Annotated in this window: 14 protein-coding genes and 1 rRNA gene; 4 read left to right on the forward strand and 11 right to left on the reverse strand. The window is 69.3% G+C overall.

Going from position 1 to position 20521, the window contains the following annotated elements; all coding sequences use genetic code 11:
* Positions 1 to 100: 100 nt before the first annotated feature.
* The 4 genes from ACPT94_RS39565 to thyX form a co-directional block, all read right to left on the reverse strand.
* A 16S ribosomal RNA gene (locus ACPT94_RS39565) occupies positions 101 to 1626 on the reverse strand.
* Positions 1627 to 2147: 521 nt separating this feature from the next.
* The gene (locus ACPT94_RS39570; protein WP_360345597.1) at positions 2148 to 3833 is read right to left on the reverse strand and encodes a ribonuclease J; all 1686 of its coding nucleotides are present in this window, start codon (positions 3831 to 3833) and stop codon (positions 2148 to 2150) included.
* Positions 3834 to 3965: 132 nt separating this feature from the next.
* A complete protein-coding gene (gene dapA / locus ACPT94_RS39575; protein ID WP_360345595.1) occupies positions 3966 to 4865 on the reverse strand; it encodes a 4-hydroxy-tetrahydrodipicolinate synthase in 900 nt (299 codons plus the stop codon).
* A gap of 193 nt (positions 4866 to 5058) precedes the next feature.
* A complete protein-coding gene (gene thyX, locus ACPT94_RS39580) occupies positions 5059 to 5799 on the reverse strand; it encodes an FAD-dependent thymidylate synthase (RefSeq protein WP_360345593.1) in 741 nt (246 codons plus the stop codon).
* Between the two features lie 199 nt (positions 5800 to 5998).
* Here thyX and ACPT94_RS39585 point away from each other — a divergent pair, with 199 nt between their 5' ends.
* Both ACPT94_RS39585 and ACPT94_RS39590 read left to right on the forward strand, forming a co-directional pair.
* Positions 5999 to 6235: a hypothetical protein gene (locus ACPT94_RS39585; RefSeq protein WP_360345591.1), complete on the forward strand. Its 237-nt coding sequence runs from the start codon at positions 5999 to 6001 to the stop codon at positions 6233 to 6235.
* A 92-nt stretch (positions 6236 to 6327) separates the two neighbouring features.
* A complete protein-coding gene (locus ACPT94_RS39590) occupies positions 6328 to 6882 on the forward strand; it encodes a YdbT family protein (RefSeq protein ID WP_360345589.1) in 555 nt (184 codons plus the stop codon).
* A gap of 157 nt (positions 6883 to 7039) precedes the next feature.
* Here ACPT94_RS39590 and ACPT94_RS39595 read toward each other — a convergent pair whose 3' ends face one another.
* The 5 genes from ACPT94_RS39595 to rpsO form a co-directional block, all read right to left on the reverse strand.
* Complete coding sequence (locus tag ACPT94_RS39595; RefSeq protein ID WP_360345587.1) at positions 7040 to 7498, reverse strand: hypothetical protein; 459 nt, start codon at positions 7496 to 7498, stop codon at positions 7040 to 7042.
* Positions 7499 to 7509: 11 nt separating this feature from the next.
* A complete protein-coding gene (gene dapB / locus ACPT94_RS39600; RefSeq protein ID WP_360345585.1) occupies positions 7510 to 8262 on the reverse strand; it encodes a 4-hydroxy-tetrahydrodipicolinate reductase in 753 nt (250 codons plus the stop codon).
* 44 nt (positions 8263 to 8306) lie between these two features.
* Entirely contained in the window at positions 8307 to 9686 is a 1380-nt protein-coding gene (locus ACPT94_RS39605; protein WP_360345583.1) for a M16 family metallopeptidase, read from the reverse strand.
* The gene (locus tag ACPT94_RS39610; protein ID WP_360345581.1) at positions 9683 to 11905 is read right to left on the reverse strand and encodes a polyribonucleotide nucleotidyltransferase; all 2223 of its coding nucleotides are present in this window, start codon (positions 11903 to 11905) and stop codon (positions 9683 to 9685) included. Before ACPT94_RS39610 ends, ACPT94_RS39605 begins: the two co-directional genes overlap by 4 nt.
* Positions 11906 to 12217: 312 nt before the next feature.
* Entirely contained in the window at positions 12218 to 12505 is a 288-nt protein-coding gene (gene rpsO / locus ACPT94_RS39615; RefSeq protein ID WP_043504552.1) for a 30S ribosomal protein S15, read from the reverse strand.
* 266 nt (positions 12506 to 12771) lie between these two features.
* Here rpsO and ACPT94_RS39620 point away from each other — a divergent pair, with 266 nt between their 5' ends.
* Positions 12772 to 13068 carry a DUF397 domain-containing protein gene (locus ACPT94_RS39620; RefSeq protein WP_425247985.1) on the forward strand — a complete coding sequence of 99 codons (297 nt, stop codon included), beginning with the start codon at positions 12772 to 12774 and terminating at the stop codon, positions 13066 to 13068.
* 43 nt (positions 13069 to 13111) lie between these two features.
* Here the strand turns inward: ACPT94_RS39620 and ACPT94_RS39625 are convergent, their stop codons facing one another.
* Together ACPT94_RS39625 and eccD are read right to left on the reverse strand one after the other, a co-directional pair.
* Positions 13112 to 14641 (reverse strand): outer membrane protein assembly factor BamB family protein, encoded by a 1530-nt coding sequence (locus ACPT94_RS39625; protein WP_425247986.1) that lies wholly within the window; start codon positions 14639 to 14641, stop codon positions 13112 to 13114.
* A 57-nt stretch (positions 14642 to 14698) separates the two neighbouring features.
* On the reverse strand, positions 14699 to 16204 hold the full coding sequence (eccD, locus tag ACPT94_RS39630; protein ID WP_425247987.1) for a type VII secretion integral membrane protein EccD: 1506 nt from the start codon (positions 16202 to 16204) through the stop codon (positions 14699 to 14701).
* Between the two features lie 316 nt (positions 16205 to 16520).
* Between eccD and eccCa the strand changes: the two genes are divergently transcribed.
* Positions 16521 to 20489, forward strand: coding sequence for a type VII secretion protein EccCa (gene eccCa / locus ACPT94_RS39635; RefSeq protein WP_360345573.1), 3969 nt, complete (start codon positions 16521 to 16523; stop codon positions 20487 to 20489).
* Positions 20490 to 20521: the final 32 nt, after the last annotated feature.

The raw sequence follows: 20521 nt of genomic DNA on the forward strand, positions 1-20521 counted from the left end.
GCCGAATAATCAACGTTCCACCCATGAGCAACCAGCACCGGACGTTCGCCGATGTACTGGCCTCTGGACAGCCTTGCGGCTGCCTAGAAGTGCTCCTTAGAAAGGAGGTGATCCAGCCGCACCTTCCGGTACGGCTACCTTGTTACGACTTCGTCCCAATCGCCAGTCCCACCTTCGACAGCTCCCTCCCACAAGGGGTTGGGCCACCGGCTTCGGGTGTTACCGACTTTCGTGACGTGACGGGCGGTGTGTACAAGGCCCGGGAACGTATTCACCGCAGCAATGCTGATCTGCGATTACTAGCAACTCCGACTTCATGGGGTCGAGTTGCAGACCCCAATCCGAACTGAGACCGGCTTTTTGAGATTCGCTCCACCTCACGGTATCGCAGCTCTTTGTACCGGCCATTGTAGCACGTGTGCAGCCCAAGACATAAGGGGCATGATGACTTGACGTCGTCCCCACCTTCCTCCGAGTTGACCCCGGCGGTCTCCTGTGAGTCCCCATCACCCCGAAGGGCATGCTGGCAACACAGAACAAGGGTTGCGCTCGTTGCGGGACTTAACCCAACATCTCACGACACGAGCTGACGACAGCCATGCACCACCTGTACACCGACCACAAGGGGGACCCTGTCTCCAGGGTTTTCCGGTGTATGTCAAGCCTTGGTAAGGTTCTTCGCGTTGCGTCGAATTAAGCCACATGCTCCGCTGCTTGTGCGGGCCCCCGTCAATTCCTTTGAGTTTTAGCCTTGCGGCCGTACTCCCCAGGCGGGGAACTTAATGCGTTAGCTGCGGCACCGACGACGTGGAATGTCGCCAACACCTAGTTCCCACCGTTTACGGCGTGGACTACCAGGGTATCTAATCCTGTTCGCTCCCCACGCTTTCGCTCCTCAGCGTCAGTAATGGCCCAGAGATCCGCCTTCGCCACCGGTGTTCCTCCTGATATCTGCGCATTTCACCGCTACACCAGGAATTCCGATCTCCCCTACCACACTCTAGCTAGCCCGTATCGAATGCAGACCCGGGGTTAAGCCCCGGGCTTTCACACCCGACGTGACAAGCCGCCTACGAGCTCTTTACGCCCAATAATTCCGGACAACGCTTGCGCCCTACGTATTACCGCGGCTGCTGGCACGTAGTTAGCCGGCGCTTCTTCTGCAGGTACCGTCACTTTCGCTTCTTCCCTGCTGAAAGAGGTTTACAACCCGAAGGCCGTCATCCCTCACGCGGCGTCGCTGCATCAGGCTTTCGCCCATTGTGCAATATTCCCCACTGCTGCCTCCCGTAGGAGTCTGGGCCGTGTCTCAGTCCCAGTGTGGCCGGTCGCCCTCTCAGGCCGGCTACCCGTCGTCGCCTTGGTGAGCCGTTACCTCACCAACAAGCTGATAGGCCGCGGGCTCATCCTTCACCGCCGGAGCTTTCAACCCTCACAGATGCCCGCGAGAGTGGTATCCGGTATTAGACCCCGTTTCCAGGGCTTGTCCCAGAGTGAAGGGCAGATTGCCCACGTGTTACTCACCCGTTCGCCACTAATCCACCCCGAAGGGCTTCATCGTTCGACTTGCATGTGTTAAGCACGCCGCCAGCGTTCGTCCTGAGCCAGGATCAAACTCTCCGTGAATGTTTACCGGTAATCCGGTGCACACACACGAGAGCGGAACGAGAGGAGGAATAATCCTCTCGCTCACAGCGTCCTCGCTGTGTTTTTTCAAAGGAACCTCATCCTCGGCTATCACTGCCGGGGACGGGGTATCAACATATCTGGCGTTGATTTTTGGCACGCTGTTGAGTTCTCAAGGAACGGACGCTTCCTTTGTACTCACCCGAGAGACTCTCTCAGGCTTTCCTCCGGGCGCTTCCCTTCGGTCTTGCGTTTCCGACTCTATCAGATCTTTTCTCGATCCGATTTCCTCGGCGCTTTCCAGGTTCCCGCTTTTGTTTCGCGGTTTCCTTTCCGGCGGTTCCGACTTTATCAGAAGTTCTGAGTCGGTTTTCCCGCCCCTCCCGGGGTTGGTCCCAGGCACGCACGAGGCGACCGGGTTCCCGTTCAGGCGGAGCCGTAAACGTACTGGAGCGGGGCGCCCCGATGCAAATCGAGGTGCCCCGCTCCGAGTTCGCGCGTACGAGGGGTCGTCCGCGGGGTCAGACCTCCACGACGACCGGGAGGATCATCGGCCTGCGGCGATAGGTGTCGGAGACCCACTTCCCCAGGGTGCGGCGGACGAGTTGCTGCAGCTGGTGGGGTTCGACCACACCGTCCTGGGCCGAGCGCTCCAGGACCTCGGTGATCTTCGGGAGGACGTCCGCGAAGGCCGAGTCCTCGATACCCGAACCGCGGGCCTGGACATGCGGGCCGCCCGTGATCTTGCCGGTGGAGGAGTCCACGACCACGAAGACCGAGATGATGCCCTCGTCTCCCAGGATCTTCCGGTCCTTGAGGGCCGGCTCGCCCACGTCGCCGACCGAGAGGCCGTCGACGTACACGTAACCAGCCTGGACCTTGCCGGAGATCTTGGCCTTGCCCTCGACGAGGTCGACGGCGACGCCGTCCTCGGCGATGACGATGCGGTCGTGCGGGACGCCGGTGAGCGCGCCCAGTTCGGCGTTGGCGCGCAGGTGGCGCCATTCGCCGTGCACCGGCATCAGGTTCTTCGGGCGGCAGATGTTGTAGAAGTACAGCAGCTCGCCCGCGGACGCGTGGCCGGAGACGTGCACCTTGGCGTTGCCCTTGTGGACGACGTTCGCTCCCCAGCGGGTCAGGCCGTTGATCACGCGGTAGACCGCGTTCTCGTTGCCGGGGATGAGCGAGGACGCCAGGATCACCGTGTCGCCGTCGACGATGCGGATCTGGTGGTCGCGGTTGGCCATGCGGGACAGGGCGGCCATCGGTTCGCCCTGGGAGCCCGTGCAGACCAGGACCACCTCCTGGTCGGGGAGGTCGTCGAGGGTCCTGACGTCCACCACCAGGCCCGGCGGGACCTTCAGGTAGCCCAGGTCGCGCGCGATGCCCATGTTGCGGACCATCGAGCGGCCGACGAAGGCGACCCGGCGGCCGTACTCGTGAGCCGCGTCGAGGATCTGCTGGATGCGGTGGACGTGGCTGGCGAAGCTGGCCACGATGATCCGCTTGCGGGCGCTCGCGAAGACCTGGCGCAGGACGTTCGAGATGTCGCGCTCGTGCGGGGTGAAGCCGGGGACTTCCGCGTTGGTGGAGTCGGAGAGAAGGAGGTCGATGCCCTCCTCGCTCAGACGTGCGAACGCGTGCAGATCGGTCAGCCGGTTGTCCAGCGGGAGCTGGTCCATCTTGAAGTCGCCCGTGTGGACCGCCATGCCGGCGGGTGTGCGGATGGCGACCGCGAGGGCGTCCGGGATGGAGTGGTTGACCGCGACGAACTCGCAGTCGAACGGGCCGATGCGCTCGCGCTGCCCCTCCGCCACCTCGAGGGTGTACGGGCGGATGCGGTGCTCCTGGAGCTTGGCCTCGATGAGGGCGAGGGTCAGCTTGGAGCCGATCAGCGGGATGTCCGGCTTCTCGCGGAGGAGGTAGGGGACGCCGCCGATGTGGTCCTCGTGGCCATGGGTGAGGACGATGCCCTCGATCTGGTCCAGGCGGTCCCGGATGGACGAGAAGTCCGGCAGGATCAGGTCGATTCCGGGCTGCTCCTCCTCGGGGAAGAGCACTCCGCAGTCGACGATCAGCAGGCGACCGCCGTACTCGAAGACCGTCATGTTGCGGCCGATCTCGCCGAGGCCGCCGAGCGGGGTGACCCGCAGGCCGCCTTCGGGGAGCGGCGGGGGCGGGCCCAGTTCAGGGTGCGGATGACTCAAAAGACTCTCCTCAACCACGCACGCCACGTACCGGTCGGGCACGTGGCGCGCGTGACGTGCGTGCAGAAGCAGTTGTCGTGTGGAACGGCGCAGGCACCGGTGGCCTGCTGTATTCAGTTGTGAAGTCTGATGTCAGAGCTGTACCCCGCCTGCGGCAAGATCGATCTTGAGCTGCTCGATCTCTTCGGGCGAGCACTCGACCATGGGCGCGCGCAGCGGGCCGGCGGGCAGGCCCTGGAGGGCGAGCGCGGCCTTCGTGGTCATGACGCCCTGGGTGCGGAACATGCCCGTGTAGACCGGGAGCAGCTTCTGGTGGATCTCGGTGGCCTTCTGGACGTCGCCGGAGACGTACGCGTCGACGAGGGCGCGCAGGTCGGGGGTGACGACGTGGCCGACGACGGAGACGAAGCCGACCGCGCCCACGGAGAGCAGCGGCAGGTTCAGCATGTCGTCGCCTGAGTACCAGGCCAGGCCGGAGCGGGCGATGGCCCAGCCGGCGCGGCCGAGGTCACCCTTGGCGTCCTTGTTGGCGACGATCCGGGGGTGCTCGGCGAGCCGGACGATCGTCTCGGTGTTGATCGGGACGCCGCTGCGGCCGGGGATGTCGTAGAGCATGACCGGCAGCTCGGTGGCGTCGGCGACGGCCTTGAAGTGGCGGTACAGGCCCTCCTGCGGGGGCTTGTTGTAGTACGGGGTGACGACCAGGAGGCCGTGTGCGCCCGTCTTCTGCGCCGCGTGCGCCAGCTCGATGCTGTGGCGGGTGTCGTTGGTGCCGACGCCGGCCACGATGTGGGCGCGGTCTCCGACGGCCTCCAGGACGGCTCGTACCAGGTCCGATTTCTCCGCGTCGCTCGTGGTGGGGGACTCGCCGGTGGTGCCGTTGACGATCAGGCCGTCGTTGCCTGCGTCCACCAGGTGGGTGGCGAGCCGCTGTGCGCCGTCGAGGTCGAGTGCGCCGTCCGCCGTGAAGGGCGTGACCATGGCGGTGAGGACCCGCCCGAAGGGGGTCTGCGGAGTGGAGGTCGGAGCCATGGGTACCACGCTACTCGTTGCTCAGGGCGGGGTCTTCCCTCGGGGCGGGCGACAAGTTGCGACAAATGTGGAACCCGGCACTGCCTGCTCGGGGGTTCAAGCAGTGCCGGGTCCGTTTGATCAGGCTAGATGAACTTCTCTAAATGCCGCAATACGGACACTTCGCCAGGCTGATCCGTACATACGTCTCCAGCTACGGGGCGACCCGGCCGTTGGCGTTGAAGGCCGCGTAGGTGAGGGGCATGAGCTTCGCCCACTCGGCCTCCATCCGCTCGCCGACCATCTCGATCTCCCGCTGCGGGAAGGAGGGGACCTTCGCCAGCTCGTGCTGGGTGCGCAGGCCGAGGAAGTGCATCAGGGAGCGGGCGTTGCAGGTCGCGTACATCGAGGAGAACAGGCCGACGGGGAGGACCGCGCGGGCGACCTCGCGGGCGACGCCGGCGGCGAGCATCTCCTGGTAGGCCTCGTAGGCCTGCCGGTAGGTGTCCTCCATGGTGCGGGCGACCAGCTCCTGCTGGGCCTCGGTGCCCTCGACGAAGACGTACTTGCCCGGGCGGCCCTGCTGAACGAGCTTGCGCGAGGCGTCGGGGACGTAGAAGACGGGCTGGAGCTCGCGGTAGCGGCCGCTCTCCTCGTTGTACGACCAGCCCACGCGGTGCCGCATGAACTCGCGGAAGACGAAGATCGGGGCGCTGATGAAGAAGGTCATCGAGTTGTGCTCGAAGGGGCTGCCGTGGCGGTCCCGCATCAGGTAGTTGATCAGGCCCTTGGAGCGCTCCGGGTCCTTGTTCAGCTCGTCCAGGGACTGCTCGCCGGCGGTCGAGACACGGGCGGCGAACAGCACGTCGGCGTCGGACGCGGTGTGCTTGACCAGCTCGACGGTGACGTCGCTGCGAGTGAAGATCTTGGGTTCGTCGGCGGGCCTGTCGGTCACGGTGCGGGGTCCTTCCCAGTGCGGCTTGAGAGCGGCGCCAACTCTACGGGGGCCTCCACGGGGCTTCCGAGACGGGTACTCACGGGTGTGCCACGAGATTCTTACGGGACGTCTCGTGAAATGGGGCACGTTTTCGGGCACTCGCTCGTCTGTATCAGTGACCACGTCCACTCCACGACCCAAGGAGGACGAACCAGCCATGTTCCGTCGGCGCGAGCCCGTACCCTTCGCCTTCCTCGCCGAAGCCGACACGTTCCGCAGTAATGTCGCGCCCCCGCCCCCGGAGCGGGCCTCCGCCGGCCAGATAGCCGGGCGCTGGCTCCTCGGGCTCACCATCGTGGCCGCGCTGGTGGGTTCCCTGGTCATCGGGATGCCGGCGCTGACCCTGGATCACTCCGCGCAGACTCAGCAGTCACAGGCCTCTCAGGGGCGCTGACTCCATCCGGACCCCCGAAGGTGGTGGGTGCAGACACAGGCGGATAGCCTCACCGGGCACAGCTCATGCATGGACTGAGTGAGGACCCGCCCGTGCCCCTGCCCTTCCTGACGGCCGACCGCGCATTCGAGGCAGCCGACGACGTCGCGTTGCCCTTCGACGACCCTGACCGCTGGCGGCGCCCCTATCGCCCGGGGCCCTGGCGGGTCGGTGTGGCCGCGCTGTGTCTGCTGCTCGCCTCGTACGTGCTGTTCGCGGCGGTGGTGATCGCGCTGACCGCCTCGATGTCGGAGGCCGGTGCGGTCTTCGGGATCTCGCTGCTGGTGATCGCCGGTGCGCTGCGGCTGCTGCGGATGGGCGTGTGGGTGAGCGCGCGCGGGCTGCGGCACGTGGGCTTCTCCCGCACGCGGACGGTGCCCTGGGACCGGATCGTGGCCGTGCGGACCGTGCAGCAGCCGGTGCGCTGGCTGGGACTGCCGCGGACCGTGCAGGGCCAGGCCCTGACGCTCGTACGGCGGGACCGGGCCGCTGAGGACACCATGCTGCTGCTGACCACGCACGGAGCCGACTTCCTGGCGCGGGTCGAGGCGTTCGACCGGGCGACGGATGCGCTGGAGGCGTGGGCCGAGGAGTACCGGCGGCCCTGAGCACCGCCTGGACACGGACACGGCTGTGGGGCCCGGCGGGCCCAGTGGACCCCGGCCCCACCCCCGGTGGGGGCGGGGCGGCCCGGACCCCGGCCGGCACCCGCACCCGGGTGGGGGCCGGTGGGGCACATGTCGACCGGGCCCACAGCCGTGTGCGTCAGGTCGCGGCCTGCTGCCGTGCCGTCTGGTGCAAAGTAATCGCGCGTTGCATCGCCTTGCGGGCGCGCGGGGTGTCCCGGGCGTCGTGATAGGCGACGGCGAGGCGGAACCAGGTGCGCCAGTCGTCGGGGGCGGCTTCCGTCTCGGCCTTGCGCCGGGCGAACACCTCGTCGGCCGAGTCACGGTCGATCCGCCCGCTGGGGGTGCGCTTCAGCTCGTCGACGGGCAGGCCGCCCTCGGCGTCGAGTTCGGCGGCGAGCTGGTTGGCCCTGCGGACGAACTGGGTGTTCTTCCAAAGGAACCAGACGCCGATGACCGGCAGGATCAGCACCGCCACGCCGAAGGTGACGGTGAGGAGCGTGCCGGACTGGATGAGCATGACGCCGCGGCTGCCGACCAGGGCGAAGTAGAAGACCAGGACGGCGGCCGTGAGGGCGTAGGAGAGCTTCGCGCGCATGACTGTCGGGCTCAGTTCAGGTCGAGGAAGTGTTCCAGGCCGAAGGTCAGGCCCGGGGTCGTCACCACGCGGCGGGCACCCAGCAGGATGCCCGGCATGAAGCTGCTGTGGTGCAGGGAGTCGTGGCGGACGGTGAGGGTCTCCCCCTCGCCGCCCAGCAGGACCTCCTGGTGGGCCAGCAGTCCGCGCAGCCGTACGGCGTGCACCGGGACGCCGTCGACGTTCGCGCCGCGGGCGCCCTCCAGCGCCGTGACCGTGGCGTCCGGGGCCGGGGCGGAACCGGCCGCGCGGCGGGCCTCGGCAATGAGCTGGGCGGTGCGCGTGGCGGTGCCGGAGGGGGCGTCCACCTTGTTCGGGTGGTGCAGCTCGACGACCTCGACGGACTCGAAGTACGGCGCGGCGATCTGCGCGAACTTCATGGTCAGTACGGCCCCGATGGAGAAGTTCGGCGCGATGAGCACGCCGGTCTCCGGGGACTGGGCCAGCCATCCCTTGAGCTGCGCGAGGCGCTCGTCGGTCCAGCCGGTGGTGCCGACGACGGCGTGGATGCCGTGCCGTACGCAGAAGTCGAGGTTGCCCATGACCGACGCCGGGGTGGTCAGTTCGACGGCGACCTGGGCGCCGGTCTCCGCCAGCGTCTCCAGCTTGTCGCCGCTGCTCAGGGCGGCGACCAGCTCCATGTCCTCGGCGGCCTCGACCGCCCGTACCGCCTCGGAACCGATGCGGCCCTTCGCGCCGAGGACCGCCACGCGCAGCTTGCTCATCTCTTGCTTCCTTACCGAAGGTGCTTTCCGAAGACGGACGGGTGTCAGACCACGGCCTCGTGCAGACGGGACGCCTGCTTGTCCTTGAGCGGGCCGATGACCGACAGCGACGGGCGCTGTCCCAGGATGTCGCGGGCCACCGAGCGGACCTCGTCCGGGGTCACCGCCGCTATCCGGGTCAGCATGTCGTCGACGGACATCTGCTCGCCCCAGCACAGCTCACTCTTGCCGATGCGGTTCATGAGCGCACCGGTGTCCTCCAGGCCGAGAACGGTGGAGCCCTTCAGCTGGCCGATGGCGCGGCCGATCTCGTCGTCGGACAGGCCGTGCTCGGCGACGTGGTCGAGCTCGTCGCGGCAGATCTTCAGCACGTCGTGCACCTGGCTGGGCCGGCAGCCGGCGTACACGCCGAACAGACCGCAGTCGGCGAAGCCGGATGTGTACGAGTACACGCTGTAGGCCAGGCCGCGCTTCTCGCGGACCTCCTGGAAGAGCCGGGAGGACATACCGCCGCCCAGCGCGGTGTTCAGCACGCCGAGCGCCCAGCGGCGGTCGTCGGTGCGGGCCAGGCCGGGCATGCCGAGGACGACGTGCGCCTGCTCGGTCTTGCGGCCGATCAGCTCGACGCGGCCCGACGTGCGGAGCGTGCGCCGGCCGGCGCGCGGGGCGATGGGTGTGGCGTGGTGGTCGGTGAGGGCGCCGGCCTTCTCGAAGGCGGCGCGGACCTGACGTACGACCTTGTTGTGGTCGACGTTGCCGGCGGCGGCGACCACGAGGTGGGTGGGGTCGTAGTGCTTCTTGTAGAAGCGGCGGATGCGGTCGGCGGTGAGGGCGTTGACCGTGTCGACCGTGCCGAGGACCGGGCGGCCGAGGGGCTGGTCACCGAACATGGTGTGCGCGAACAGGTCGTGCACACAGTCGCCCGGGTCGTCCTCGGTCATCGCGATCTCCTCGAGGATCGCGCCGCGCTCGACGTTGACGTCCTCTTCGAGGATGAGGGAGCCCGTGAGCATGTCACAGACGACGTCTATGGCGAGCGGCAGGTCGGCGTCGAGCACGCGCGCGTAGTAGCACGTGTACTCCTTGGCCGTGAACGCGTTCATCTCGCCGCCGACCGCGTCGAGGGCGGAGGAGATGTCCAGCGCGCTACGCCGGGCCGTGCCCTTGAAGAGCAGGTGCTCCAGGTAGTGCGTGGCGCCGTTCAGGGCGGGGGTCTCGTCGCGGGAGCCGACGTGTGCCCAGATGCCGAAGGTCGCGGAGCGGACCGAGGGCAGGGTCTCGGTGACGATGCGCAGGCCGCCGGGCAGGGTGGTCTTGCGGACCGTACCGGTGCCGTTCTCGCCCTTGATGAGGGTTTGGGTACGGGCGACGGCCCGCGCCTCCGAAGAGGTGCGGGCCGTCGCCTTGGAGCTGCTCGACGTCACTTGTCGGTGTCGTCCTTCTGCTCGTCGGTGGAGCCTTCCTCACCCTCGATCACGGGGATGAGGGAGAGCTTGCCGCGGGAGTCGATCTCGGCGATCTCGACCTGGACCTTCTGGCCCACGCCGACCACGTCCTCGACGTTCTCCACGCGCTTGCCGCCGGCCAGCTTGCGGATCTGCGAGATGTGCAGCAGACCGTCCTTGCCGGGCAGGAGCGAGACGAACGCGCCGAAGGTCGTGGTCTTGACGACCGTGCCCAGGTAGCGCTCGCCGACCTCGGGCATCGTCGGGTTGGCGATGCCGTTGATCGTGGCGCGGGCGGCCTCGGCGGAGGGGCCGTCGGCGGCGCCGATGTAGATGGTGCCGTCGTCCTCGATCGTGATCTCGGCGCCCGTGTCCTCCTGGATCTGGTTGATCATCTTGCCCTTGGGGCCGATGACCTCGCCGATCTTGTCGACCGGGATCTTCACGGTGATGATCCGCGGCGCGTTGGGGGACATCTCGTCCGGCGTGTCGATCGCTTCCATCATCACGTCGAGGATGTGGAGGCGGGCGTCACGGGCCTGCTTGAGCGCGGCGGCCAGGACGGAGGCGGGAATGCCGTCCAGCTTGGTGTCGAGCTGGAGGGCGGTCACGAACTCCTTGGTGCCGGCGACCTTGAAGTCCATGTCGCCGAAGGCGTCCTCCGCACCGAGGATGTCGGTGAGGGTGACGTAGTGCGTCTCGCCCTCGATCTCCTGGGAGATGAGGCCCATGGCGATACCGGCGACCGGGGCCTTCAGCGGCACACCGGCGTTCAGCAGCGACATGGTGGAGGCGCAGACCGAACCCATCGACGTCGAGCCGTTGGAGCCGAGGGCCTCGGACACCTGACGGATCGCGTAGGGGAACTCCTCGCGGGTCGGCAGGACCGGGACCAGGGCGCGCTCGGCGAGGGCGCCGTGGCCGATCTCACGGCGCTTCGGGGAGCCGACGCGGCCGGTCTCGCCGGTGGAGTACGGCGGGAAGTTGTAGTTGTGCATGTAGCGCTTGCGGGTCACCGGGGAGAGGGTGTCCAGCTGCTGCTCCATGCGGAGCATGTTGAGGGTGGTGACGCCCAGGATCTGGGTCTCGCCACGCTCGAACAGCGCGGAGCCGTGCACCCGCGGGATGGCCTCGACCTCGGCGGCCAGAGTGCGGATGTCGGTGACACCGCGGCCGTCGATGCGCTTCTTCTCCTTGATCACGCGCTCGCGGACCAGCTGCTTGGTGAGCGAGCGGTACGCGGCGGAGATCTCCTTCTCGCGGCCCTCGAACTCCGGCAGGAGCTTCTCGGCGGCGAGCGCCTTGACGCGGTCGAGCTCGCTCTCGCGCTCCTGCTTGCCCGCGATGGTCAGCGCGGAGGCGAGCTCCGGGCGGACGGCGGCGGACAGCGCCTCCAGGACGTCGTCCTGGTAGTCGAGGAAGATCGGGAACTCGGCGGTCGGCTTGGCGGCCTTCGCGGCGAGGTCGGCCTGGGCCTTGCAGAGCACCTTGATGAAGGGCTTGGCGGCATCCAGACCGGCGGCGACGACCTCCTCGGTCGGCGCCTCGGCGCCACCCTCGACCAGCTTGACGGTCTTCTCGGTGGCCTCGGCCTCGACCATCATGATCGCGACGTCGCCGTCCTCCAGGACGCGGCCCGCGACGACCATGTCGAAGACGGCGTCCTCGAGCTCGGTGTGCGTCGGGAACGCGACCCACTGGCCGTTGATCAGCGCGACGCGGACGCCGCCGATCGGGCCGGAGAAGGGCAGACCGGCCAGCTGCGTGGACGCGGACGCGGCGTTGATCGCGACGACGTCGTACAGGTGGTCGGGGTTGAGCGCCATGATCGTGGCGACGACCTGGATCTCGTTGCGCAGGCCCTTCTTGAAGGACGGGCGCAGCGGGCGGTCGATGAGGCGGCAGGTGAGGATGGCGTCCTCGGAGGGGCGGCCCTCACGGCGGAAGAAGCTGCCGGGGATCTTGCCGGCGGCGTACATCCGCTCCTCGACGTCCACCGTCAGCGGGAAGAAGTCGAGCTGGTCCTTGGGGTTCTTGGAGGCGGTGGTGGCCGACAGCACCATGGTGTCGTCGTCCAGGTACGCCACGGCGGAGCCGGCGGCCTGCTTGGCCAGGCGGCCCGTCTCGAAGCGGATGGTGCGGGTGCCGAAGGAACCGTTGTCGATGACGGCCTCGGCGTAGTGGGTCTCGTTCTCCACTAGCGTTTTCTCCGTTACTTGTCGTCTTTCGCCCCTCGCCTGCCCGTGTGGCAGGGGGACGGTGGCGGAGAAGCGCTCCGTCTGGTGCGGGCCGGTCTTCGATCGAAGCACCCGGGGCTGACTTCCCCCCGGGGGCCACTACCGAGGACCGGCGGCGGCGAGGTGCGCTCCTCCTCTTCTTGTCGTGCTGTGTCGTCCGTATTGCGTTGTGCTACCACACTACAAAGCGTGAGTGACACTCCGCACGTTTCCGTACGTACGGCAAAGGGAGCGGCCCCCGATCGTCACGGGAACCGCTCCCCTCACGGCGTCTTACTTGGCGCCCGCCGCACCACGGCGGATGCCGAGGCGGTCGACCAGCGTACGGAAGCGCTGGATGTCCTTCTTCGCCAGGTACTGCAGCAGCCGGCGGCGCTGACCGACCAGGATCAGCAGGCCACGGCGGGAGTGGTGGTCGTGCTTGTGGGTCTTGAGGTGCTCGGTCAGGTCGGAGATCCGACGGGACAGCAGAGCGACCTGGACCTCGGGGGAGCCGGTGTCACCCTCCTTGGTACCGAACTCGGAGATGATCTGCTTCTTCACTGCGGCGTCGAGCGACACGCGTACTCCTCGAAATCTGTGGATGGCCACCGAGTGCCCCCGGTCTGCGTCTCGGGGGAGCTTCCGTTACTCGGGATGGCGGGGATCCGCTGGGCGCGGCCTCCAGAGCGGGTGCTCCGGGGGTGCGTACACAAACGGCCGTCAGCCAGAGTACCAGCAGGCCGGGACCGTCTTCGCACCGGTTCCCGAAGCGTGTGGGCAGCAGGGGCGCTGCCACTAGGGTGAACGGTGGGATCATCCGTGCGTCGGGAAGGGGTCGCCGCGCCATGGCGGAGGAAACGAACGAGGACGTCAAGGCCCGCAAGGAGCGGGAGCGCGACGAGCTGTACGCGCTCGACATCTCGGGCGTCGAGTGGCAGTGCGCGCCGGGTACGGAGGAGCACGAGGAGCGCGTGGAGATCGCGTACCTGCCCGGCGGGGCCGTGGCGATGCGCTCGTCGCTCGACCCGGACACCGTGCTGCGCTACACGGAGGCGGAGTGGCGGGCCTTCGTCCTGGGTGCGCGGGACGGCGAGTTCGATCTGGAGCCGGCGCCGCACAACGGAGGGCTGACGGCGCAGTAGCCATTGCGGCGGCCGGCGCGCGCCGGCCGCCGCACACGGGCGGTCACGGCTTCTTCGCCGCGCCGCTCTCGATGCCGAGGACGAGATACGTCCAGGCCTTCCCGGAGGCGGGTCCGTCGGCGTTCTTGGCGCCGAGGAAGAGGCGTCCGTCCTGGACGACGACGTCGTTGTGGTCCGTCATGGTGAGCAGGGCGGCCTCGTCCGGCAGGTCGAAGTAGAAGTACGGGGTCTCCTCGCCCGTCTTCGGATCCAGGGCCACCAGCGCGCTGGGGGAGATGTGGTCGTCGGTCTCGCGCAGGGCGAGCAGCCGGTCGCCGCTCATCCGCACCGGGTACAGCAGCGCGCCGGGGCCGGAGTCGAACTTCTTCGTGGTGTTCCCGGTGGCGAGGTCGAAGCCGATGACCCAGTTGGCGTTGGCCTGGTCGCCGGTCTCCTTGCTGCGCAGGAAGACCTGGCCGGCGCCGACGGCGACGGTCGGGCAGTCGTCGACGACGAGGTAGTCGTCGTACGAGCACTCCCCCTCGTACGTGCCGTTCTGCAGGCGGATCGTGGCGCGGTTGCTGCCCCGGTCGTCGAGGGAGAGCATCTCGGAGATGCCGATCTCGCCGGCCTGGACCGCGAGGACGGCCGGGTCGGCGGAGGGGATGTTCAGGTCGCGGATGCCCTTGGCGGCGGAGTAGGTCCACAGGGTCCGGCCCGTGCCGGGGTCCACCTTGCGGGCCTTGTAGGCGACGCGTTCCAGGGAGTCGACGGGGAGGCTGTCGTCGTCGTTCCAGCACTGCTGACGGATGATCAGCGCGCCTCCGCCGGCGGCGCCCATGTCCTGGCAGGCGCCGGTGGAGGTGGTGCGCCACAGGCGCTTGCCGGTGTCCATGGAGTACGCGTCGGTGCCGCCGCCCCAGGTCACGACGACCGTGCCGTGGGTGAGGGTCACGCTCGGGGTGTCCTGGCTCTCGCCGTTCTTGGGGGTGCCCGGGGAGTCGCCGTAGTCGGAGAAGGGGAAGTCGCTCTGCCAGACCGCGCGGCCGTCGTCGAGGTCGAAGAAGGCCACGTGGTTGCAGTAGGAGTCCTTCTCGGCGTTGGCGCGGTAGAGCACGGCGGTGCGGTTCTCGCCGGTGACATGGCGGGTGTAGCCGCAGATGGGCCCGTTGAGGGGGAGCTTCCACTTCTCGTCGCCGGGGGAGGCGTCGGTGCCGATGGTCAGGCCGACGACGGTCTTGTTGATGCCCTTGGCGAGGATCGTGTCCGTGGCCCACATGCCCGGCATCTCGTAGTGCTCGCCGGGGCTCAGGTCGTCCACGGAGAAGCGGAAGGCCATCTTCCCGACCGTGCTCGTGGGCTGCTGCTCGACCGTCTCGCGGACGTCGAGGCGGCCCTGCCCCGTGGCGGCCCGCGTCGTGGGCTCCGTACCGCCGCTGTCACGGCCCCACACGAGCCAGCCGCCGGTGCCGAGCGCCGCGACGAGCACGACGGCGAGCGGCCACACCAACAGCTGCCGGCGGCGCTTGGCGCGGGCGGCGTCCGCGGTCACGGTGGACTGGGTGTAGATGGACGGGGGTGGGCCGAAGCTCACGCTCGACGTTCCTTTCCCTGCGGTGCGTTCAGCTCGTCGTCGGCCGTGCGCACCGGGTCAGCTCGTCATCGACCGGGCGGTCGCGTACACGTCGAAGACGGCCAGTGCCAGCGGCACCAGGGTCAGCAGGACGAAGCCCTCGGCGATCTCCGTGAAGCGTCCCCAGAACGGGGTGACGCCGCCCCGCGAGGCGATCAGGCCGATCGCGGTGACGATGGCGGTCGCCGCGGCGATCGCCGCGATGAGCCAGATCGTGCGGATGTCCAGGTCGGTGCGGTCGCCCGTCAGGGCGTCGCGGAACACCGAGACGGGCGGGTTGAGCGCCAGGCCGAGTCCGAGCAGTACGAGGGAGCCGAGGCCCGCGACCAGGACGGGGGCGACCTGGGCGGTGTAGCGGAAGAGGTGGGCGCGCATCAGCAGGGCGACGCCCACGGCGAGGGCGAGCAGCTGGGCCCAGACACCGTCGGAGAAACCGAGGACGGCGCAGGAGCCGACGGCGACGACCGCGCAGCCGCCGACCAGACCGACCAGGAGTTCGTGGCCGCGGCGGGCCTGGGCGGTGATCCGCTCGACGTCGACGGGCTCCTGGGGGGCGGGATCGGTGCCGTAGGCGCTGCGCGGGGCGGAGGCCTGGGCGTCGTAGCCGATCGGGAGCCGGGCGAAGCGCATGGACAGGCCGGGCAGGAAGGCCAGGGCGCCCACGCCGAGGGGGGCGCACAGGGCGGCGATCTCGGACGGCGTCCAGTGCGCGAGGATCCCCGCGAACACGGCGGCCAGGCCCACGCCGGAGGCGACGACACAGGCGACGAACGGGCCGTCGCCGCCGGGCGAGCACAGGGTGAGCAGCACCGCGGCGATCAGCACCGCCGCGCAGGCCAGCAGGAACTGGAGCTTGCCGATGCCCTGGCCGTCGGCGAGCGGGAGGAGTCCGGAGCCGGCCACCCCGATGTTCGGCAGAGCGCCGAGGCCCAGGGCGATGGCCGAGGGCCGGTCGTCGTAGACACGGGCCCGTACGCAGGCGAGGGCCACCAGGAGGACGCCGGCGACCGCGGCGAGGACGCCGGGCAGCGAGTGCATGTCGTGGCGCGGGTCGCCCATCCAGGCCACGAAGGCCAGCAGGACCGGCAGGACGCCGCCGCCGACGAGGCCCGCGGCACGGGTCAGGTCGCCGCCCCACAGGGTGTGTTCGCGGGTCACGGCCGAGGCGACCGCCTCGGAGACGTCGTCGTAGACGGCCGGGGGCAGCGACTCGGAGAAGGGGCGCAGCGTGAGCAGTTCGCCGTCAAGGATGTGCTGGGCGGCGAACGAGCGCGAGCCGTCGAGGACCCTGCCGTCCCGGCGCACCAGGTGGTAGCCGACCGGGGCGCCCTCGGCGGGGCTCTGCCGGGAGAGCCTGAGGATCTCCGGGTAGATGTCGACGACCGGGATGTCGTCGGGCAGGGCCACGTCGATCCTGCTGTCGGGCGCGACGATCGTGACCCGGCAGAAGCCGAGCCCGGTCCCGGAGGCGGCTCCCGTTCCGTGCCCTCCTCCGGTGGCTGCCGCGGAGGCCGTGATGCTCACCTGCTGCTCCCCCTCAGTGATGGTTCCGCGTCGGCGGTGTGAAGATCCTGCGCCGGTCCGCGCCCCGTGGGACCCGTGGGTCCGGCCGGGCGGCGGAACAGGCGCCGTGAGGCGGCCGCCGAGCGCCGAAGCGTTCCGAATCACACGGAATGTCCCGGCGTCCACAGCCCATGTCGCATGTGCTCACGCGAACATCCGGCACCCTACCGCCCCCTCGTCACACGAGAAGTCAGTAGGATCACGCGGCGGCCTGCGTCCGCCTGACACGGGGTGGCGGACGGTACTTTCCCGTGGCCGCCAAGGGAATTGGTGAGCAGTGAGCCACATCGTCGTGAAGCGGCCGCCTCGGTCGCTGCCGTCCGAGGTGCCCACGGGTGAGATCGCCGTGCAGCCTCCGCCCGAGCTGCCGCGGGGGCACCAGGAGAGCGTGCTGATGCAACTCCTGCCGACCCTCGGCATGGGCGGCTCGGTGGTCTTCTTCTTCACGAGCGGGCAGCCGTTCATGAGGATCATGGGCATGGTCATGATCGCCTCCACGATCGCCATGTCCGTCGCGATGGTGGTCCGCTTCCGCCGGGGCACCCAGGGGCAGTTGGCGGACCTGCGCCGCGACTATCTGAGCTACCTCGCGCAGACCCGCCGCACCACGCTCGACACCGCGAGGGCGCAACGGGACGCGCAGTACTACCTCCACCCCTCCCCCGACCAGCTGTGGGCGCTGGTCGCCGAGGGCAGCCGGGTGTGGGAACGGCGGCCCGGCGACGAGGACTTCGCCCAGGTCCGCATCGGCCTCGGCCCTCAGGCGCTCGCCACCGCGCTCGTCGCCCCCGACACCGGGCCCGTCGAGCAGCTGGAGCCGCTGACGGCGGGCGCCCTGCAGCGCTTCCTCGCCGTCCACAGCACCCTCGACGACCTGCCGATGGCCGTCTCCCTGCGGGCCTTCTACCACGTGACGATCAGCGGCGAGCCGCAGTCGGTACGGTCCTCCGCCCGGGCCCTGGCCGGTTCGCTGGCCGCGCTGCACTCCCCCGAGGACCTGGTCCTCGTCGTCGCGGCGGGCCGGGAGGAGCTGGCGCACTGGGAGTGGGCCAAGTGGCTCCCGCACGTCCAGGCCTCCGACGCCGTCGACGGCGCGGGCAGCCGCCGGCTGATCGGCAGTGACCCGCGCGAGCTGGAGAACATGATCGCGTCCCGGCTCAGCGGCCGACCCCGGTTCCACCCGAACGCCACGCCCCTGCCGGACGAGCCGCACATCGTCGTCCTCCTCGACGGCGTCTCGCTCACCTCGGACTCGCTCCTGGCCAACCCCGAGGGCCTCCAGGGCGTGACGGTCCTCGAAGTCGTCCCCGGCGAACTGACCGGCGCCGGCGGCGAGCTCTCCATCGTCGTACAGCCCGGCGCGCTGCATCTGGAGTCCGGGCACGGAGTCGTCTACGAGGGGACGCCCGACGTGCTGTCGTACGAGTCCGCGGAGGTGCTCGCGCGGCAACTGGCCCCGCTGCGGATGGCGTCCGGCGGGGACGACGACGAACCGCTGCTGGCCAACCTGGAGTTCACCGACCTGCTCAACCTCGGCGACGCGGCCTCCGTCGACACCCGGCGCACCTGGCGGCCGCGTTCGCTGGCCGAGCGGCTGCGCGTGCCGATCGGCGTCGGCGAGGACGGCCGGCCCGTGATGCTCGACCTCAAGGAGGCCGCGCAGGAGGGCATGGGTCCGCACGGCCTGTGCGTGGGCGCGACCGGTTCCGGCAAGTCCGAGCTGCTGCGCACGCTGGTGCTGGGCCTGGCGGTCACGCACTCCTCGGAGACGCTGAACTTCGTCCTCGCCGACTTCAAGGGCGGCGCGACCTTCGCCGGCATGGCGCAGATGCCGCACGTAGCGGCCGTGATCACCAACCTGGCCGACGACCTGACCCTGGTCGACCGCATGGGCGACTCCATCCGCGGCGAGCTCAACCGCCGCCAGGAGATGCTGCGGGACGCCGGCAACTACGCCAACATCCACGACTACGAGAAGGCGCGCGCGGCCGGCGCCCCGCTGCAGCCGATCCCCTCCCTGGTCCTGGTGATCGACGAGTTCAGCGAACTGCTGACGGCGAAGCCGGACTTCATCGAGATGTTCGTTCAGATCGGCCGGATCGGCCGCTCGCTCGGCGTGCACCTGCTGCTGGCCTCGCAGCGCCTGGAGGAGGGCCGACTGCGCGGCCTGGAGACGTATCTGTCGTACCGCATCGGTCTGCGGACCTTCTCGGCGGCCGAGTCGCGCGCGGCGCTGGGCGTCCCCGACGCCTACGAGCTGCCGAACGTGCCGGGTTCCGGCTTCCTGAAGTTCGGCACGGGCGAGATGGTGCGGTTCAAGGCGGCGTACGTCTCCGGCGTCTACCGTTCGGGCGCGCAGCGCGCGGCGCTCGGCGGCGGCCCGCTGCCGGTGGACCGGCGGCCGGTGCTGTTCACGGCGGCCGAGGTGCCGGTGCGGTATGTGCAGGTGCCCCAGCAGCGGTCCGGCGACGAACCCGAGGTCGACGAGGCCCTCGCGGACACGGTCCTCGACGTGATCGTGCGCCGGCTGGAGGCGCAGGGTCCGGCCGCCCACCAGGTGTGGCTGCCGCCGCTGGACAGCCCGCCCTCGCTCGACGCCCTGCTGCCCGGCCTCACGGCGGTGCAGGACCGCGGTCTCACCCAGCCGGGCTACGAGGGCGCGGGCCGTCTGGTCGTCCCGGTCGGCCTGGTGGACAAGCCGTACGAGCAGCGCCGTGACGCCCTCTGGGTGGACTTCTCCGGCGCGGCCGGCCACATGCAGATCCTCGGCGGCCCGCAGTCCGGCAAGTCGACCCTGCTGCGCACGCTGATCTGCTCCTTCGCCCTCACCCACACGCCGTACGAGGTGCAGTTCTACGGCCTCGACTTCGGTGGTGGCGGCATGGCCGCGGTGGCCGGCCTGCCGCACGTGGGCGGGGTGGCCTCGCGTCTGGACCCGGAGCGGGTGCGGCGCACGGTGGCCGAGGTGTACGGCGTGCTGACCCGCCGCGAGGAGTACTTCCGCTCGGCCGGGATCCCGTCGATCGGCGACTTCCGGGCCCGGCGGGCCCGGGGCGAGATCTCGGTCACCGACCAGCCCTGGGGCGATGTCTTCCTGGTCATCGACGGCTGGGGCAACTTCAAGGCGGACTACGAGACGCTGGAGCCGGTCGTCCTGGAGATGGCGGCGCGCGGCCTGGGCTACGGCATCCATGTCGTCCTGACGGCGTCCCGGTCGATGGAGGTCCGGGCGAACCTCAAGGACCACCTGATGAACCGTCTGGAGCTGCGGCTCGGCGACACCATGGACTCCGAGATGGACCGCAAGGTCGCCGCCAACGTCCCGGTGGGCGTCCCGGGCCGCGGTCAGTCCCCGCAGAAGCTGCACTTCATGGCGGCGGTCCCCCGCATCGACGGGCTCGCCTCGGACACCGACCTCTCCGACGCCACGCAGGCGCTGGCCACGGAGGTCTCCCGGCACTGGCAGGCACCGCCGGCTCCCGAAGTACGGCTGCTGCCCCGGGAGTTCCCGGCCGCCCAGCTGCCCGCGGGCAACCGCCTCCCGCGCCAGGGTGTGGCCTTCGCCCTCGACGAGAACGCCCTCGAACCGGTCTTCGTCGACTTCGAGCAGGACCCGTTCTTCCTCGTCTTCGGCGAGAGCGAGTCGGGCAAGTCGAACCTCCTGCGCCTGCTGATCAAGCAGCTGACGGAACGCTACTCGGGCGACGAGTGCAAGCTGTTCGTGGTCGACAACCGGCGCTCCCTGCTGGACGTCACCCCGTCCTCCCACCTGGCCGAGTACATCCCGATGTCCAACGCCATGGACCACCACATGTCCGCCCTGGCCAACCTGATGCAGCGCCGCACCCCGACCGCGGACGTCACGGCACAGCAGCTGCGGGACCGCAGCTGGTGGCAGGGCCCGAACGTGTTCGTCGTCATCGACGACTACGACCTCGTCTCGACGTCCAGCGGAAACCCGCTGGCCGGACTCACGGAACTGCTGCCGTTCGCCCGGGACGTGGGCGTGCGCTTCGTCATCGCGCGGTCCACGGCCGGCGCGGGACGGGCCGCGTACGAGCCGTTCATGCAGCGCATCAAGGAACTGGGCGCGCAGGGCGTGGTGCTGGCGGGCGACCCCGCAGAGGGAGACGTCCTCGGCGGCGTGCGGCCCCGGCCGATGCCCGCGGGGCGGGGCGTCTTCGTCTCGCGGCGTCGTGGAAAGCCGTTGATCCAGGTGGGGTTGGCGCCGGAAGGGACGTACTGAGATGTCGTACCGGTCGTCGGGAAGGACGTACT

Source organism: Streptomyces aurantiaciflavus (assembly GCF_049808595.1).
In the GTDB taxonomy this organism is placed as follows: domain Bacteria; phylum Actinomycetota; class Actinomycetes; order Streptomycetales; family Streptomycetaceae; genus Streptomyces.

What these genes read in the sequence shown, in the direction of transcription:
- dapA (WP_360345595.1), bottom strand. Translation starts at nt 4,865, where the DNA reads ATGGCTCCGACCTCCACTCCGCAGACCCCCTTCGGGCGGGTCCTCACC.
- ACPT94_RS39585 (WP_360345591.1), top strand. Translation starts at nt 5,999, where the DNA reads ATGTTCCGTCGGCGCGAGCCCGTACCCTTCGCCTTCCTCGCCGAAGCC.
- ACPT94_RS39595 (WP_360345587.1), bottom strand. Translation starts at nt 7,498, where the DNA reads ATGCGCGCGAAGCTCTCCTACGCCCTCACGGCCGCCGTCCTGGTCTTC.
- dapB (WP_360345585.1), bottom strand. Translation starts at nt 8,262, where the DNA reads ATGAGCAAGCTGCGCGTGGCGGTCCTCGGCGCGAAGGGCCGCATCGGT.
- ACPT94_RS39620 (WP_425247985.1), top strand. Translation starts at nt 12,772, where the DNA reads ATGGCGGAGGAAACGAACGAGGACGTCAAGGCCCGCAAGGAGCGGGAG.